The following is a 14,293-nucleotide window of genomic DNA, read 5'->3' on the forward strand; positions in this document are numbered from 1 at the left end:
AAGCTCGGCGGTGCCCCAGAAGGACGCAAGCTCCTCGCGCCAATTGAGGAACCCGTGCGCCATTACTCGATTGATCGCGTTCTTGTAGGCAACGGCCGCCTGGGTTGCCTCGGCAATGTGCGTATCCTCGGCCGAGGGTGTCGGGCTCGCCGTCGCCGTCGGGGTCGGCGTCTCGCTGGTCGCGCTCGAGGCGGGCGGCGCCGTCGTCGGTGTCGGGTTTGGCGAGTCTCCGGGGTCGCACGCCGCGACCAAGCCAGCCAGCAGCAGGACAACCCCGGCTACAGCGCCAGTGCGCGTGGCGGATCGGGAGGGCCCCATTACGGGTGTCCTCGTGCGTCGCATCCGCATGTCCTCTCGGTGGCTCGTCACGGCACCTTAGAAGTCCACGTCGGCGCTGCGGAAGAGTAACCCGCCATCTGTGGATACAGGGCGGGGTACACCAGGCAGGACGCATCGTCTCGCCACCGGCGACGATGGACCTCGGCGAGCCCCGGGCCGAACGCACGCTCGGAACCGGGGTGACATACATCCAGCGCCCCACGCTGTTGTTCCGTCGGTTGTCCCCAGGAGTCCCTGGCGTCACCTTTGGGCCAGTTGTCCACAAATGTTGTCTCGTCACGTATAACCGCGCTTCGATGTCGGCGGTCCGACTTACGATGTACGCATGTTCGAGGACACGTGGACCGAAGGCTGGGATGAGCGCGTGGTTGTGGCCACTGCGTCGTCGCGGCGCGGGCCTGACGGGGCGGAGGCACCCACGCCGTCTTCCCTCGCCGCCTTGGGCGAGCTGGCTCAGTCCGAGGTGCTCGACGCCATCGGACGCGGCCAGCTGTCGAGTATCGAGATCCTCGAGCTCGCCGCTGCGTTCGCGCACGTCCAAGCGTGGGCGGCGGCAGGCCTGCGTGTAGCGGCCGCAGCCCTCGAACGCCGCAGCCGCGATGCCGAGACCCGATGGCTGCCGGAGCGAGTCCTGGTGCGCGGCGCCGCCGCGGAGGAGCTGAGCGTCAGGCTCGGTGTCTCTGGGCAACAGGCTCAACGGCTTGTGGGGGAGGGTGTGGCACTCACGGGCTCGTTGTTCCCCGTGCGCGAGGCGCTCGAGACCGGAGCGATCGACTCGGGCAAGGCTCGGGTCCTCATCGACGCACTGGCCGACCAGGAGGACGCCGTTCGTCTCGCGGTGTGCGACGAGGTCCTGCCCGATGCCCCGCTCCAGTCGCAGCACACCCTGGCGCGTCGGGTGCAGCGGGCCGTGGTGGCGGCCGACTCCCGAACCGCGGCGGAACGGCACTGCGGCGCGAGAGCCGCCCGCCACTTGTCGCGGGTGCGGACACGTCCGGACGGGATGGCATCGGTGACTCTCGTCGCGCCTCTCGTGGACGTGACCAGCGTCGAGCACGCGTGCGAGCTCGCTGCGCGCGCGGCGCGGGCGAGCGGAGACGGACGCACCCTGGAGCAGCTGCGCGCGGACGCACTGACGACCCTCGCCGCAAGGGCCCTCGAGCGCGGTCGACTCGTCTGGTACTCGTCGAGCGAGGTGCCCGTTCCCCGCGTGGGTGCGGACCTCGAGCCGCTGCCGCTGCCGATCGCGGCGCCCTCGACCGCAGCCTCGTCCGTACCGGTGTCCGCACCCCCGTCCGTGCCGGTGTCCGAGCGCGAGCCCTCGTCCGGCAAACCTGCTCTGGAACGACCCACCGACGGCGCGGACGGGCGGGGCGCCGCCTTCGGCGTGGTCCCGATGGGCCGTATCGCGGTGTCTCCGACTCCGTCGCGTCCCGACGGGTCGCCGTCGCCGGCCAGTGAGGTGTTGCCGCCGACCGAGCGGTCGCTGCCTCCCACCGGCGGCTCGATCCCGACTCCCGGGTCGGCATCTCAGCGCCCCGGCCCGGCTTCTGCGCCCGCTGACACACTGCCGAGCGGCCTCGCGGTCGTCGGGAAGGCCTTCGACACGCACGGGCACCGGGTCCCGCTCGTCATCCCACGAGCGGCGCTCGATCCGGCTCACGACGGCGAGCCGAGCCCCGCGGACGAGTATCGCGAGGCGATGCTCGGCTCCCCGAGCAGCCCGGACCATCCGCACGCGTGCGGCCCACCTACGGCTGTTCCGTTCGAGGCGCCGCCGTGCCGAGGCACTCCTGCCGAGCTGCTCGGCTTCGGACCGCTCGCGCCGGCGGTTGCGCGAGAGGTCGCAGCCGCGCCGCCGCCCTGGGTGCGCGTGCTGGTCTCGGAAGGAGTCGCGGCGGACGAACGCGCCCTCGACGGACCATCGTCGAGACCACGTCAGCCTGGCACCACGGGGGCAACCGCTGAAGCCAGAGACGTCAATGCTGTCGTGCCCGGTTACGACATCCCGGACTGGCTGCGCCGCGTGGTCCAGGTCGATCACCCGACGTGCGTCGTCGGCATCTGCGGCGTTCCGTCGACGCGGACGGACTGCGACCACGTCGTTCCCCACCCGCTCGGACCCACCTGCCGAGCGAACCTCCGCCCCGGCTGCCGCCGCCACCACGTGCTCAAGACGCATGCGGGGTTCCACCTCGCCCTCGACGCGTCGGGGGCGAGCGTCTGGACCACACCGCTCGGCCAGCGTCTGCGCCGCGATCTCGCCGGGCGCGTGACCCGCCTCGCACCGGTCCCGCCCGCCCGCGCGGAACGGGGTGTGATCTGATGAGCGCCGTGGGAGGGCCGACCGAGAGAATCGCCGAGGTGTCGGTGGACGTCCCCCTCCCGCACCTCGATCGCCCCTTCGACTACCTGGTCCCCACGACGCTCCCGGGCGCAGAGTCGCCCGACGCCGTGGGCCCGGGCATGCGCGTCAAGGTGCCCTTCGCGGGACGCGACCGAGACGGCTGGGTGCTGAGGGTCCGCGACGCCACGGAGGAGGACGCAGCCCGACGGCTCGCGCCCCTGCGGCGCCTTGTGTCCCCCGTGGCCACCCTCACGCCGACGGTGCTCGCCCTGGCGCGAGTCGTCGCGGACCGCTACGCCGGTTCGCTCCCCGACGTCGTGCGGTTCGCCGTGCCTCCGCGCCACGCCCGTGCGGAGGCGGGGGTGCTGGCGGCTCTGGAGAAGCGGCGTGCGAGCGGAGCAGAGACCGGCGACGGCGAGGCAGAAACCCGCGACGGCGAGCGCGAGGCGAAGACCAGCGACAGCGAGGGGCGCCGTTCGGCCGCCGACGACGCCGGCGAGCCGCCGACGCCTGCCGACCTCGATCCCGCAGGCTGGCGGGACATCACCGGTGGCGAAGCCCTGCTCCGACGCCTCGCGGACGGCGAGGCGCCGCGCGCGGTGTGGACCCACACCGGCACGCCCGCCGCGGCCCGCGACATGCTCGTCGCCGCCGCGAGCGCCACGCGTGCCGCGGGCCGGAGCGTGCTGATAGTCGTCCCCGACGTCCGCGACGTCGACCGCGTCGTCCCCGCTCTCGCGGAGGCCCTGAAGGAGGAAGTCGTCCGCCTCGTCGCCTCGGACGGTCCCTCGGTGCGTGCCCGCGCGCACCTGCGGGCGCTGACCGGGCTGGCGAGGATCGTCGTCGGAACCCGCTCCGCCGCCTGGGCGCCGATGCCGGACCTCGGCCTCCTCGTGTGCTGGGACGACGGCGACGACTCGCTCGCGGAGCAGCGCGCGCCCTACCCGCACGCCGCCCAGGTCCTCGCCCTGCGCGCCGAGCCCGAGCGTGCCGCGCTTCTGCTCGGCTCGGTGAGTCGCTCGACGTGGGCGCAGCACCTCGTCGCGACCGGGTGGGCCGTCTCGCTGCGGGGGGACCGCGCCGTCGTGCGCCGCACCGCACCCCGCGTGACCGCACCCGACGCCGAGGACCTCGAGCGGGCCGGCCCCGGGGGCGCCGCCCGCATCCCGACCCCCGCCTGGCGGGCCGTCAAGGACGCGCTCGAGCGCGGGCCGGTCCTCGTCCAGGCGCCGCGCGCCGGCTACGTGCCCCACCTCGTGTGCGCGCGGTGCCGCGAGATCGCGCGCTGCCCGGCCTGCGGCGGCTCGCTCGCCGCGACCGACGCCGCACCCGCGCCCGTCTGCGGCACGTGCGGCACGGTCGCCGAGGGCTGGACCTGCCCCGAGTGCCACGGCCACCGGCTGCGCGCGATGCGCGTCGGAGCCCAGCGCACCGCCGAGGAGCTCGGGCGGGCGTTCCCGCAGACGCCCGTCGTCGTGAGCGAGGCCGCGCGCGGGGTGGTGGCCGACGTCGACGAGCGGCCGCGGATCGTCGTCGCAACCCCGGGGTCGGAGCCGGAAGCTGCCAGCGGGTACGCGGCCGCCGTCCTCCTGGACGGCGCCCTCGCCACCTCGCTGCCCGGCCTCTCGGGCGGGGAGGAGGCGGTGCGCCGCTGGCTGCACGCCGCGTCGCTGGTCCGCTCGGCGCACGACGGCGGGCGCGTGGTGCTGACCGGCGGCGGAGACGCCCGCGTGCTCCAGACCCTCGTACGCTGGGACCCGGTCACGTTCGCCGAGCGCGACCTCGCCGAGCGGCGGGAGCTGCGCTTCCCGCCCACCGTGCGGGCCGTCGCCCTCACCGGCGAGCTCGGGGCAGTGACCGACCTCCTCATGGAGATCGAGCTGCCCGACGGCGCCGAGCTCCTCGGCCCGTTCCCCGCGCCCGTCGCGGGCGAGGACGAGGGCGTCGACACCGTGCGGGCCGTGCTGCGCGCCCCGCTCCAGCTCGGGCCGCAGCTCAGCGCCGCCGTCCGCGCCGGACTCGGGGTACGCAGCGCACACAAGCGTGCGGGGTCGGTGCGCGTCGTCGTCGACCCACGCGACATGTGAGGATCGGGACGTGCCGTCTCCCGCCATCGACACCCTCGTGCTGGACTTCGGGCAGGTCGTCGTCGACTGGGAGCCCGCCCGCGCCTACCCGCACCTGAGCCGCGAGCAGTTCGACGCCGTCATGACGGAGATCGACTTCCACACCCTCAACCTGCGCGCGGACGCGGGGGAGACGTGGGCGGACCTCGAGCGCGAGGTCGCCGAGTGCTGGCCCGAGCACGCGGGCGTCGTCGCGCACTATCCCGGCGCCTTCCCGGCCACGCTCACCGGGCCCGTCGACGGCGTCGCCGAGCTCGTCGCGCAGGCGCAGGCCGCCGGCCTGCACACCTACGGCCTCACCAACTGGTCCGCCGAGACCTTCCCGCACGGCGTGCACGTGGCGCCGGTCATCGGGACGCTCGACGGCGTGGTCGTGTCCGGCGAGGTAGGCCTCATCAAGCCCGACCCGGCGATCTTCGCGGTCCTCGTCGAGCGCTACGGCGTCGAGCCGACGCGCACGCTCTTCGTCGACGACAAGGAGGTCAACGTCGAGGCGGCGCTCGCCCTCGGCTTCCTCGGGCACGTCTTCACCGGCGCGGACGGGCTGCGCGAGCGGCTGCGGTCGCTCGGCGTCGACGTCGGTGCTGCGGCCGGGACGCCCGGCTCGCCCGCGCTCACGGCGCGCAGCCCCGCGACCGTGGACGCTCCCGTCGCGCCGGTCGCCGCGGAGTCGCCCTCCTAGACTCTCCGGGTGACCTCCCGCCTCCGAGTCCTGTTCGCCGGCACGCCCGACGTCGCCGTGCCGACGCTGCGGGCGCTGGCCGAGCGGCACGACGTCGTCGCCGTGCTGACCCGCCCACCGGCCCGCCGCCGGCGCCGCGGCGAGCCCGAGCCGAGCGAGGTCGCCCTCGCCGCTCGCGAGCTCGGCGTCGAGGTCCTCGAGTGGCCCACCCTGCGCACGCCCGACGCCGAGGATCACCTGCGCGCGCTTCGGCTCGACGTCGCCGTCGTGGTCGCCTACGGCGCCCTCGTGCCGCCGAACCTGCTCGACCTGCCGACGCACGGCTGGGTCAACCTGCACTTCTCGCTGCTGCCCGCGTGGCGAGGCGCCGCGCCCGTGCAGTGGGCGGTCCGGCATGGCGACGAGCTGTCGGGCGCGACCGTCTTCCGCCTCACCGCCGGGCTCGACGAGGGTCCCGTGCTGGGCACGATGACCGAGACGATCCGGCCCCGGGACACCAGCGGGGACCTGCTCGGGCGCCTCGCCGTCTCCGGCGCACCGCTCGTGCTCTCGGTGCTCGACGCGCTCGCCGACGGTTCCGCGGTCGCGACGGACCAGGCGCCCGACGGCGTGAGCCTGGCTCCGCGGATCGAGGTCGCCGACGCCCGGGTTCCGTGGGCGGACCCCGCGCTCGCCGTGGACCGTTTCGTCCGGTCGATGACGCCGGCGCCGGGCGCCTGGACCGAGCTCGACGGTGTGCGGCTCAAGGTCGGTCCGGTCCGCCCCTCGTGGCTGCCCCGGCGCATCCCGGCGGAGGTCCCCGACGCACTCGCCGCGGGTGAGCTGCGCGCCGCCAAGGACGCGGTGTGGGTCGGGACGGGCGGGGGCGTGGTCGAGCTCGGCGACGTCGCGCCCGCGGGCAAGGCGTGGATGCCCGCCGCCGCATGGGCGCGCGGGGCGCGGCTCGAGGACGGAGCGAGGTTCCAGGCGTGAGCGGCGATCGGCGTGGCGGCGGCACCGGCGGCGGACCGCGCGGCGGCGGCTCGGGCGGGCACGGCGGGCCCCGGAACCCTGGCGGCACCGGCGGCGGACCGCGTGGCGGCGGCTCGCGCGGGCACGGCGGGCCCCGGAACCCTGGCGGCACCGGCACCGGCAACGGCAGCGGCCAGCGCGGTTCGGGCAGTTCGGCGAGCTCCGGCGGTGCCCGGCGCGGCACGGGCGGCGGCTGGGGCGACACCGCACGCGGCGGCGGTGACCGCCGTCGGCCGCAGGAGCGTCGCCCCGCTCGCAGCGAGCCGCGCACGGCGCCGCCCGGCCGCACCGACCCCGCGCGCCGGGCAGCCTTCGACGTGCTGCGCGCCGTCGCCGACTCCGACGCCTACGCCAACCTCGTCCTGCCGCCGATGCTCGCCGAGCGCGGCCTCACCGGCCGGGACGCCGCGTTCGCGACCGAGCTCGCCTACGGCACGCTGCGCCTGCGCGGCCGCTACGACGCCATCCTCACGATGGCCTCGACGCGACCCCTGAAGGAGATCGACCCCCGCGTGCTCGACGCGTTGCGCCTCGGCGCGCACCAGCTGCTCGGCATGCGGGTGCCGCCGCACGCGGCCGTGGGGGAGACCGTCGACCTCGTCCGCGCGGTCGCGGGCGAGGGCGCGTCGTCGTTCGCCAACGCCGTGCTGCGCCAGATCGGGCGCGCCGACCTCGCCGAGTGGGAGCGCCGGATGGCCGAGCGCACCGCCGACCCCCTGGAGCTGCTCGCCCAGCGCACCGCGCATCCCGCCTGGATCGCCCGCGCGTTCCGCGAGGCGCTCGCCGTCGAAAGCACCGCCGGCGGTGCGAGCCCCGCCGAGCTGGAGAAGCTGCTGGCGGCGGACAACGCCGCGCCCGCCGTCACCCTCGTCGCGCGCCCCGGCCTCGTCGGCGCCGACGAGCTCGCGCAGGAGGAGCACGACGGCGCAATCGAGCCCCAGGGCACGGTCCCGACGGCGTGGCGGCTCCTCGGCGGCGCACCCGACCGCATCGCCGCGGTGCGGCAGGGCCGGATGGGCGTGCAGGACGCCGGCAGCCAGGTGGTCGCGCTCGCCCTCGCTGCCGCGCCGCTCACGGGCCGCGACGAGCAGTGGGCCGACGTCTGCGCAGGCCCCGGCGGCAAGGCTGCCCTGCTCGGCGCGGTGCTCGCGGAGCGCGCCGAGGGTGCGGGTCGCCTCGTCGCCGGTGAGGTCCAGCCGCACCGCGTGGGCCTCCTCCGGCGCAGCGTCAAGGCGATCGAGCAGGCCGCCCCCGGCCTCGTCGAGGTCGTCGAGTGGGACGGGCGCGAGGTCGGGCAGACGCACCGCGAGCAGTTCGACCGGGTGCTCGTGGACGCGCCCTGCACCGGACTGGGCGCCCTGCGGAGGCGACCCGAGGCGCGATGGCGCCGCTCGCCGTCGGACATCCCGCCGCTGACGGCGCTGCAGCGCGACCTGCTGACCGCGGCGCTCGACGCGACGCGCGTCGGGGGCGTCGTCGCGTACGTCACGTGCTCGCCGCACCTTGCGGAGACCCGGGGCGTGGTGGACGCGGTGCTGCGCAAGCGGTCCGACGTCGAGGTGGTCGACGCCGCGGCGGTGCTCGCGGAGATCGCGCCCGGGCTCACCGACGTGGGCGCGGGCCCGTACGCGCAGCTGTGGCCGCACCGGCACGGCACGGACGCGATGTTCCTCGCGCTGCTGCGCCGAACCTGACGGGTCAGTTCCGAGGGCTCGGGCGACGAGCGAGCGGGCTGACTAGGCTCGGGTCTCGTGGGCATCCGCATCTCCCCGAGCATCCTCAACTCCGACGTCTCCGACCTGCGCGGCGAGCTCGCCCGGATCGCGAGCGCCGACTGGGCGCACATCGACGTCATGGACAACCACTTCGTCCCCAACCTCACGTGGGGGCTGCCGGTGGTCGAGGCAATCCTGCCGCACAGCCCCGTGCCGCTCGACGTTCACCTCATGATCGAGGACGCCGACCGCTGGGCGCCGCAGTACGCCGAGGCGGGGGCGCAGGGCGTGACGTTCCACGTCGAGGCGGCGCAGGCTCCGATCCGGCTCGCGCGGGAGATCCGTCGCCTCGGGGCGCGCGCAGGGATGGCGCTGCGGCCCGCGACCGGGCTCGACGGCCTCGTGGAGCTGCTGCCCGAGATCGACATGCTGCTCGTCATGACGGTCGAGCCCGGGTTCGGCGGCCAGTCCTTCCTCGACGCGATGCTGCCCAAGATCCGCGCCGCGCGGACCGCGGTGAGTGCGGCCGACCTCGACGTCTGGATTCAGGTCGACGGCGGCGTCAACGTCGAGACCATCGAGCGAGCGGCCGAGGCCGGAGCGGACACGTTCGTCGCCGGGTCGGCGGTCTACCGCGCGGAGGACGCGGCGGCGGCGATCGCGGAGCTGCGCGGGCTCGCCGGTGGGGCGCACGCGCACTGATCGCCGGCTGCCGGGCGGGCAGCGTCCGCTCAGACCCGCCGCAGGATCGCGTCGGCCACCAGCTCGGTGACGTGCGGTACGAGGTGCAGGTTGAGGGCCGGCTCGAACAGCTCGGCCTCGAGCAGCACCAGCCCGTGCGCCGCGGAGTCCACCATGTCGATCCGCGCGTAGAGCGGGGTCGCCACCCCGGTGACGCGCCCGACGGCGAACAGCACCTCGCGCGCGAAGGCGCGCTCGCCGTCGTTCGCCTCGACCACGACGGGCCGTTCCTCGTAGACGCCGCCGAGGAGGCCGCCGCCCCGCGCGAGCAGCGCGCCCTTCGCGATCGCGTGGGTGACCTCGCCGTCGACGAGGTAGAGCGCCTTCTCGGCGCCGGCCGACAGCTCGGGCACCTCGGGCTGCAGCATCACGGTGTTGCCCTCGGCCAGCACGGCGCGGGCGAGCGCGAGGGCGGCCGGGTCGTCCGCGCGGAACAGGCCCGTCAGGCGCGAGGCGGCGCCGACGGCGGGCTTGATCACGACGTGCGCGTCGAGGTCGCAGGCGGCGTAGGCGCCGTGGGCCGCGAGGGCGTCGGGCAGGTGGTCGGGGTCGAGGTGGTAGGTCGTGGGCACGACGGCGATCCCCGCCTCCGCGAGCTGCGCCAGGTAGCGCTTGTCGAGGTTCCAGCGGATGAGCTCGGGCTCGTTGAGCAGCCGCGTACCGCGGCCGGCTCGGTCCAGCCAGGGCTCGACGTCGCCAGGGCGTTCGGCATAGTCCCAGGTCGAGCGGACGACGGCGACGTCGAAGGCCGCCCAGTCGACGCCTTCGTCGTGCCAGACGACGGCCTCGGCGCGGGCGCCGCGTCGGTGCAGCGCGTCGAGGAGGGGAGCGGTGTCGCGGTCCGGGTCGACGGGGGAGTACCAGGCCGGGTCGGTGGTGACGATCGCGATGCGGGGTGCGTCGGCGGATGCGTCGAGGGGCTCATCGCTCACGGCGCCCGAGTCTAGGGACCGCCGCGCGAGCACCGTGAGCCTGCCTGTCCCAGTGCCGGACCGGACGTGCCCAGGAGGTGTCGCAGGCGGCACGCGGCTACGATGACCCCGAACAACGTGCTCCGGGGTCGGTGAAAGTCCGAGCCGGCGGTGACAGTCCGCGACCCGCACGATCTGCCCGAACGGGCAGGCGTGCGGTTGACCTGGTGGAACTCCAGGACCGACGGTGAAAGTCCGGATGGGAGGAAGCACGCGCGTCGCGTCCCGCGGCGCGGGCTGACGCGCGCCGTCGACCCGCCCGAGGTGTCGCGACTCGGCGCAGCCTCTGCGCACCCCCGGAACGCGACGACGCGACACCGGGGAGAACCACCATGGCAGGCCGCAGGACACGGACCGACACGCGCGGCGGTGCGCTCGCCGTCGTCTCCGCTGCCCTGCCAGCGGTCCTGCTCGCCGTCGCGGTCGTCGTCGCCTGGGCGCTGACCGCGCCCGCCCTCGGGCCCACGCTGTTGCCCACCCCGTCCGCCGTCGTGACCGCACTCGGCGAGCTGGCCGCCACGGGCGACCTGTGGCCCGCGATCGCCGCGACCGGAGGCGCGGCCGCGCGCGGTGTGGTGCTCGCCGTCGTGGTCGGCCTGCCCCTGGCCTGGGTGATCGTGCACTCGCGCCGGACCGCGGCCGCCGTCGAGCCCTGGATCGTGGTCTCGCAGGCGGTGCCCGCCATCGCGATAGCGCCGCTGCTGGTGCTGTGGTTCGGCTACGGCACGGGCACGACGGCGCTGCTCGCCGCCTTGCTCGTCTTCTTCCCGTTCGTGATCGCCTCCAGCCTCGGCCTACGCGGCCTGGACCACGAGGTCCTCGCCGCCGCACGCGTCGACGGTGCGGGCACCGTCCGGCTCCTGCGGCACATCGAGCTGCCACTCGCGCTGCCGCAGATCCTCGCCGGGCTGCGCGCCGCCGTCGCGCTCGCGATGACCGGCGCCGTCGTGGGCGAGTTCGTCATCGGCGGCACGGGCCTCGGCCAGCTCCTCGTCGCCCAGCGCGATCGCGCCGACACCGCCGGCCTGTTCGCGACCCTCGTGGTCCTCGCCGCGGTCTCCACCACCGCGTATCTCCTCGTCCGCCTGCTCGAGCAGCGCGCGCTCGCGATGACCGAGCGCTGATCCTCCGTCATCTCTCCTGACCCGACCCCCAGACCAGCCCACCCCTGACCCCCGACCACCTCGGAGCCGACCATGACCCGCCGCCCCCTCCTCGCCCTCAGCACCGCAGCCGCCGCGGCCGCACTGATCCTGACCGCCTGCACGGGTGGCACGGACGGACCGACCGCCGCGCCGTCGGCCTCCGCTGATGCCGCTACGGATGCCGCCACCGAGGGCACGACGGCGAGCACCGGCGAGCTCACGCCCCTCACCGTCGGCCTGACGTACGTCCCCGACATCCAGTTCTCGCCCTTCTACCTCGCGGACTCGCTCGGCTACTACCGCGACGCCGGCCTCGACGTCACGCTGCGCCACCACGGCGCGAACGAGGGACTCTTCACCGCGATCGAGCAAGGCCAGGAGGACGTCGTCGTCGCGAGCGGCGACGAGGTGCTCACCGAGCGCGCCGCGGGCGGCACCCTCACCCAGGTCGCGACCCTGTACGACACGTCGCCGGTCGCTCTCATCGCGCCCGCCGACGGCGGCATCACCACCGCGGCGGACCTGCGCGGCAAGACCATCGGCGTGCCGGGGGAGTACGGCGCGACGTACCTCGGCCTGCTGGTGCTGCTGGACGAGGCGGGGCTCACGCCGTCAGACGTCACGATCCAGTCGATCGGCTACACGCAGACGACGGCGCTTCTCACCAAGCAGGTCGACGCCGTGATGGGCTACCTCAACGGCGACGCGGTGCGCATCGAGGCCGGCGGGATGGCCGTCACGACGCTCGAGCCCGGCCGCCTTGTGGGGGTCGGGATCGCGGTGCCCGATGCCGTGCTCGAGTCCGACCCTGACGCCGTCTGGGCGTTCGTCACGGCCACGCTGCAAGGCGTCGCCGCCGTCGAGGACGACCCGGAGGGCGCCGTCGAGGTCGCCGCGGACGGCTACATCCCCGGCATGACCAGCCAGGCCAAGACCGACGCGCTCGCCGTCCTGCAGGCCACGATCCCGCTGCTGTCCACGACCGGCGAGACCGACCCCGACGAGTGGGACGCGATGGCGCAGGCGATGCTCGCCGCCGGGATGATCACGAGCGTGCCCGACGGCGGGTTCACCAACCCCTGACTCTCGCCCTCGGCGGGGGTCGTCTTGCGAGGGCGCGCGGGGAGCTGCGGGGGCGGGTGGTCCCGCCCGTCCGGCGATGCTTCGCAACCAGTCGCCGGGCGCCGCGGGTCCGGATGACGGGCGCCCACTAGACTCACGGCCCGTGAAGACGTTCGAGGACCTGTTCGCGGAGCTCTCCGAGAAGGCGGTGTCCCGCCCCGAGGGGTCCGGCACCGTGAAGGAGCTCGACGCCGGCGTGCACACCATCGGCAAGAAGCTCGTCGAGGAGGCCGCCGAGTCCTGGATGGCAGCCGAGCACGAGGGCGCCGACCGGGCGGCGGAGGAGCTGTCCCAGCTGCTCTACCACGCGCAGGTCATGATGATCGCGACGGGTCTGACGCTCGAGGACGTGTACCGACATCTGTGACGTGGCCCCGTCGCGGCCTGGTGCCAGCCCCGTGCCACCCTGTGCCGCCTCAGTACCACCCAGCGCCTCGTCCGAACGATCCGCCTGACCGAAGGTTTCCCATGCTCCGCATCGCCGTCCCCAACAAGGGGTCGCTGTCCGAGCCCGCCGCCCAGATGCTCGCGGAGGCCGGCTACCGCCAGCGCCGCGACGGTCGCGAGCTCGTCCTCGTCGACGCCGAGAACGACGTCGAGTTCTTCTTCCTCCGCCCGCGCGACATCGCGGTCTACGTGGGCCACGGCACGGTCGACGCCGGCATCACGGGCCGAGACCTGCTCGTCGACTCCGGGGTCGAGGCGATCGAGCACCGCGCGCTCGGCTTCGCCCGTTCGCGCTTCCACTTCGCCGCGCCGCCCGCGTCGATCTCGCGCGTGGAGGACCTCGCCGGCACGCGGATCGCGACGTCGTACAAGGTGCTCGTCGAGAAGTACCTCGCCGAGCGCGGCATCGAGGCCGCCGAGGTGATCCGGCTCGACGGCGCGATCGAGTCCACGGTGCAGCTCGGGGTCGCCGACGCCGTCGCCGACGTCGTCGAGACCGGCTCCACACTGCGGGCCGCGGGCCTCTCGGTGTTCGGGGACGTGCTGCTCACGTCCGAGGCCGTGCTCATCCGACCTGTCGGTGAGATCCGCCCGGGCTTCGACGTGCTCGACCGCCGCATCCAGGGTGTGCTCACGGCGCGCGAGTACGTGCTGATGGACTACAACATTCCGCTGGAGCGGGTCGCCCGCGCCGTCGACGTCACACCCGGCCTGGAGTCCCCGACGGTCTCGCCCCTGCGCGAGAGCGGGTGGGCCGCCGTGCGCGTCATGGTGCGCCGTTCCGCAAGCCACCGCATCATGGACGAGCTCTACGAGATCGGCGCCCGCGGCATCCTCGTCACGAAGATCCACGCGACGCGCCTGTGACTGCTCCGCGAGGTCCGGTCGAGCCCGACGGCGTACCAGCCGGAGCGCTCGCACCGTTCCGTCCGCGCCTGGCCAGGCGTGTGACGGTCGTGCTGGCGCCGGTCATCGTCGCCTCGCTGATCGCCCTGTTCGTATTCGTCCGACCGAACGCCGCGACGGTGCTGACGCTGTCGGACTACCTGCTCATGGTGGTGTTCGCTGGGGCGCTGCTCGTCATCCTCTGGCGGCAAGGGACCGTCACGGCTGTCCCCGATCGTGACGGCATCACCGTGCGCAACCTCGTGCGTACCACGCGGGTTGCATGGAACGAGGTCGTCTCGGTGCGGTTCTCCTCCGACCGCGCCTGGGCCCAGCTCGACCTGGCCGACGGCGAGCAGCTCGCAGTCATGGCCGTCCAGTCCGCGGACGGCGCCCAGGCCCGCCGCGAGGCGCAACGGCTCGCGGCCCTCGCCGAGCGTTTCGGTGGAGCGCGCGAGCACTGAGCCAAGGTCGGCGAGCCGTCTCGGACCCGGTCCAGCGGACGTGCCTCGCGATCGTTGGCAACGTCGTCGTCGGCAGGGTTGTCGGCGCGGTTGTGGACGCCCTGCTGGATGTGCTTGAGGCTTTCGCTGGGCGCTGCCCCGTCGGGGTCGGCCACGGCCACGGCGTGGGTGGCGATCCGGCGCAGCTGGTCGGGATCGAACGTGGTGGCATGCGTGGTGAGGACCTGTTCGAGCTCGGTGACGTCCCCCTGCTCCAGCACGGCGGCGACGCGTTCGAGGGCGCGCAGGACCTCGGTGG

14 protein-coding genes and 1 riboswitch are annotated in these 14,293 nt (G+C 74.5%); of the genes, 12 read left to right on the forward strand and 2 right to left on the reverse strand.

The annotated features are described in order from the left end of the window. The coding region (locus FH969_RS15510) for a hypothetical protein (protein ID WP_218975320.1) at window positions 1–342 on the reverse strand (342 nt) is incomplete at its 3' end. Between the two features lie 436 nt (window positions 343–778). On the opposite strand from FH969_RS15510, the gene FH969_RS13320 reads away from it, so the two are divergent. The 6 genes from FH969_RS13320 to rpe are packed head-to-tail and all read left to right on the forward strand — an operon-like array spanning window position 779 to window position 8,922. Beyond that, complete coding sequence (locus FH969_RS13320) at window positions 779–2,665, forward strand: HNH endonuclease signature motif containing protein (protein ID WP_139987597.1); 1,887 nt, start codon at window positions 779–781, stop codon at window positions 2,663–2,665. After that, window positions 2,665–4,773, forward strand: a complete 2,109-nt coding sequence (locus FH969_RS13325; RefSeq protein WP_218975321.1) for a primosomal protein N' family DNA-binding protein — start codon at window positions 2,665–2,667, stop codon at window positions 4,771–4,773. The genes FH969_RS13320 and FH969_RS13325 overlap by 1 nt, the downstream gene beginning before the upstream one ends. 10 nt (window positions 4,774–4,783) lie before the next feature. Further along, window positions 4,784–5,494: an HAD family hydrolase gene (locus FH969_RS13330; RefSeq protein ID WP_246071948.1), complete on the forward strand. Its 711-nt coding sequence runs from the start codon at window positions 4,784–4,786 to the stop codon at window positions 5,492–5,494. A gap of 9 nt (window positions 5,495–5,503) precedes the next feature. Then, window positions 5,504–6,466: a methionyl-tRNA formyltransferase gene (locus FH969_RS13335; protein ID WP_139987599.1), complete on the forward strand. Its 963-nt coding sequence runs from the start codon at window positions 5,504–5,506 to the stop codon at window positions 6,464–6,466. Then, entirely contained in the window at window positions 6,463–8,199 is a 1,737-nt protein-coding gene (locus FH969_RS13340) for an RsmB/NOP family class I SAM-dependent RNA methyltransferase (protein ID WP_246071950.1), read from the forward strand. Before FH969_RS13335 ends, FH969_RS13340 begins: the two co-directional genes overlap by 4 nt. 57 nt (window positions 8,200–8,256) lie before the next feature. After that, a complete protein-coding gene (gene rpe / locus FH969_RS13345; protein WP_108717449.1) occupies window positions 8,257–8,922 on the forward strand; it encodes a ribulose-phosphate 3-epimerase in 666 nt (221 codons plus the stop codon). A gap of 29 nt (window positions 8,923–8,951) precedes the next feature. Here the strand turns inward: rpe and FH969_RS13350 are convergent, their stop codons facing one another. Beyond that, window positions 8,952–9,893, reverse strand: a complete 942-nt coding sequence (locus tag FH969_RS13350) for an ATP-grasp domain-containing protein (RefSeq protein ID WP_246071952.1) — start codon at window positions 9,891–9,893, stop codon at window positions 8,952–8,954. 114 nt (window positions 9,894–10,007) lie between these two features. Continuing rightward, a riboswitch (FMN riboswitch) is annotated at window positions 10,008–10,148 on the forward strand. Window positions 10,149–10,264: 116 nt separating this feature from the next. Between FH969_RS13350 and FH969_RS13355 the strand changes: the two genes are divergently transcribed. From FH969_RS13355 to FH969_RS13380, 6 genes are all read left to right on the forward strand, one after another. Continuing rightward, complete coding sequence (locus tag FH969_RS13355) at window positions 10,265–11,056, forward strand: ABC transporter permease (protein ID WP_139987602.1); 792 nt, start codon at window positions 10,265–10,267, stop codon at window positions 11,054–11,056. Window positions 11,057–11,128: 72 nt separating this feature from the next. Continuing rightward, window positions 11,129–12,160 carry an ABC transporter substrate-binding protein gene (locus tag FH969_RS13360; RefSeq protein ID WP_139987604.1) on the forward strand — a complete coding sequence of 344 codons (1,032 nt, stop codon included), beginning with the start codon at window positions 11,129–11,131 and terminating at the stop codon, window positions 12,158–12,160. Window positions 12,161–12,302: 142 nt separating this feature from the next. Further along, window positions 12,303–12,566 carry a phosphoribosyl-ATP diphosphatase gene (locus tag FH969_RS13365; protein ID WP_139987606.1) on the forward strand — a complete coding sequence of 88 codons (264 nt, stop codon included), beginning with the start codon at window positions 12,303–12,305 and terminating at the stop codon, window positions 12,564–12,566. 101 nt (window positions 12,567–12,667) lie between these two features. After that, window positions 12,668–13,513 carry an ATP phosphoribosyltransferase gene (hisG, locus tag FH969_RS13370; RefSeq protein WP_108717445.1) on the forward strand — a complete coding sequence of 282 codons (846 nt, stop codon included), beginning with the start codon at window positions 12,668–12,670 and terminating at the stop codon, window positions 13,511–13,513. Between the two features lie 80 nt (window positions 13,514–13,593). Beyond that, the gene (locus FH969_RS13375) at window positions 13,594–13,995 is read left to right on the forward strand and encodes a PH domain-containing protein (protein ID WP_246071954.1); all 402 of its coding nucleotides are present in this window, start codon (window positions 13,594–13,596) and stop codon (window positions 13,993–13,995) included. A gap of 92 nt (window positions 13,996–14,087) precedes the next feature. Beyond that, window positions 14,088–14,293: hypothetical protein (locus FH969_RS13380; protein WP_139987610.1), on the forward strand; the 206-nt coding region annotated here is incomplete at its 3' end.

The organism is Miniimonas arenae (assembly GCF_006351005.1).
GTDB lineage: Bacteria > Actinomycetota > Actinomycetes > Actinomycetales > Beutenbergiaceae > Miniimonas > Miniimonas arenae.

Bases quoted from the DNA above. Each gene is read 5' to 3' on its own strand.
- FH969_RS13360 (WP_139987604.1), top strand. From the start codon at position 11,129: ATGACCCGCCGCCCCCTCCTCGCCCTCAGCACCGCAGCCGCCGCGGCC.
- hisG (WP_108717445.1), top strand. From the start codon at position 12,668: ATGCTCCGCATCGCCGTCCCCAACAAGGGGTCGCTGTCCGAGCCCGCC.
- FH969_RS13325 (WP_218975321.1), top strand. From the start codon at position 2,665: ATGAGCGCCGTGGGAGGGCCGACCGAGAGAATCGCCGAGGTGTCGGTG.
- FH969_RS13355 (WP_139987602.1), top strand. From the start codon at position 10,265: ATGGCAGGCCGCAGGACACGGACCGACACGCGCGGCGGTGCGCTCGCC.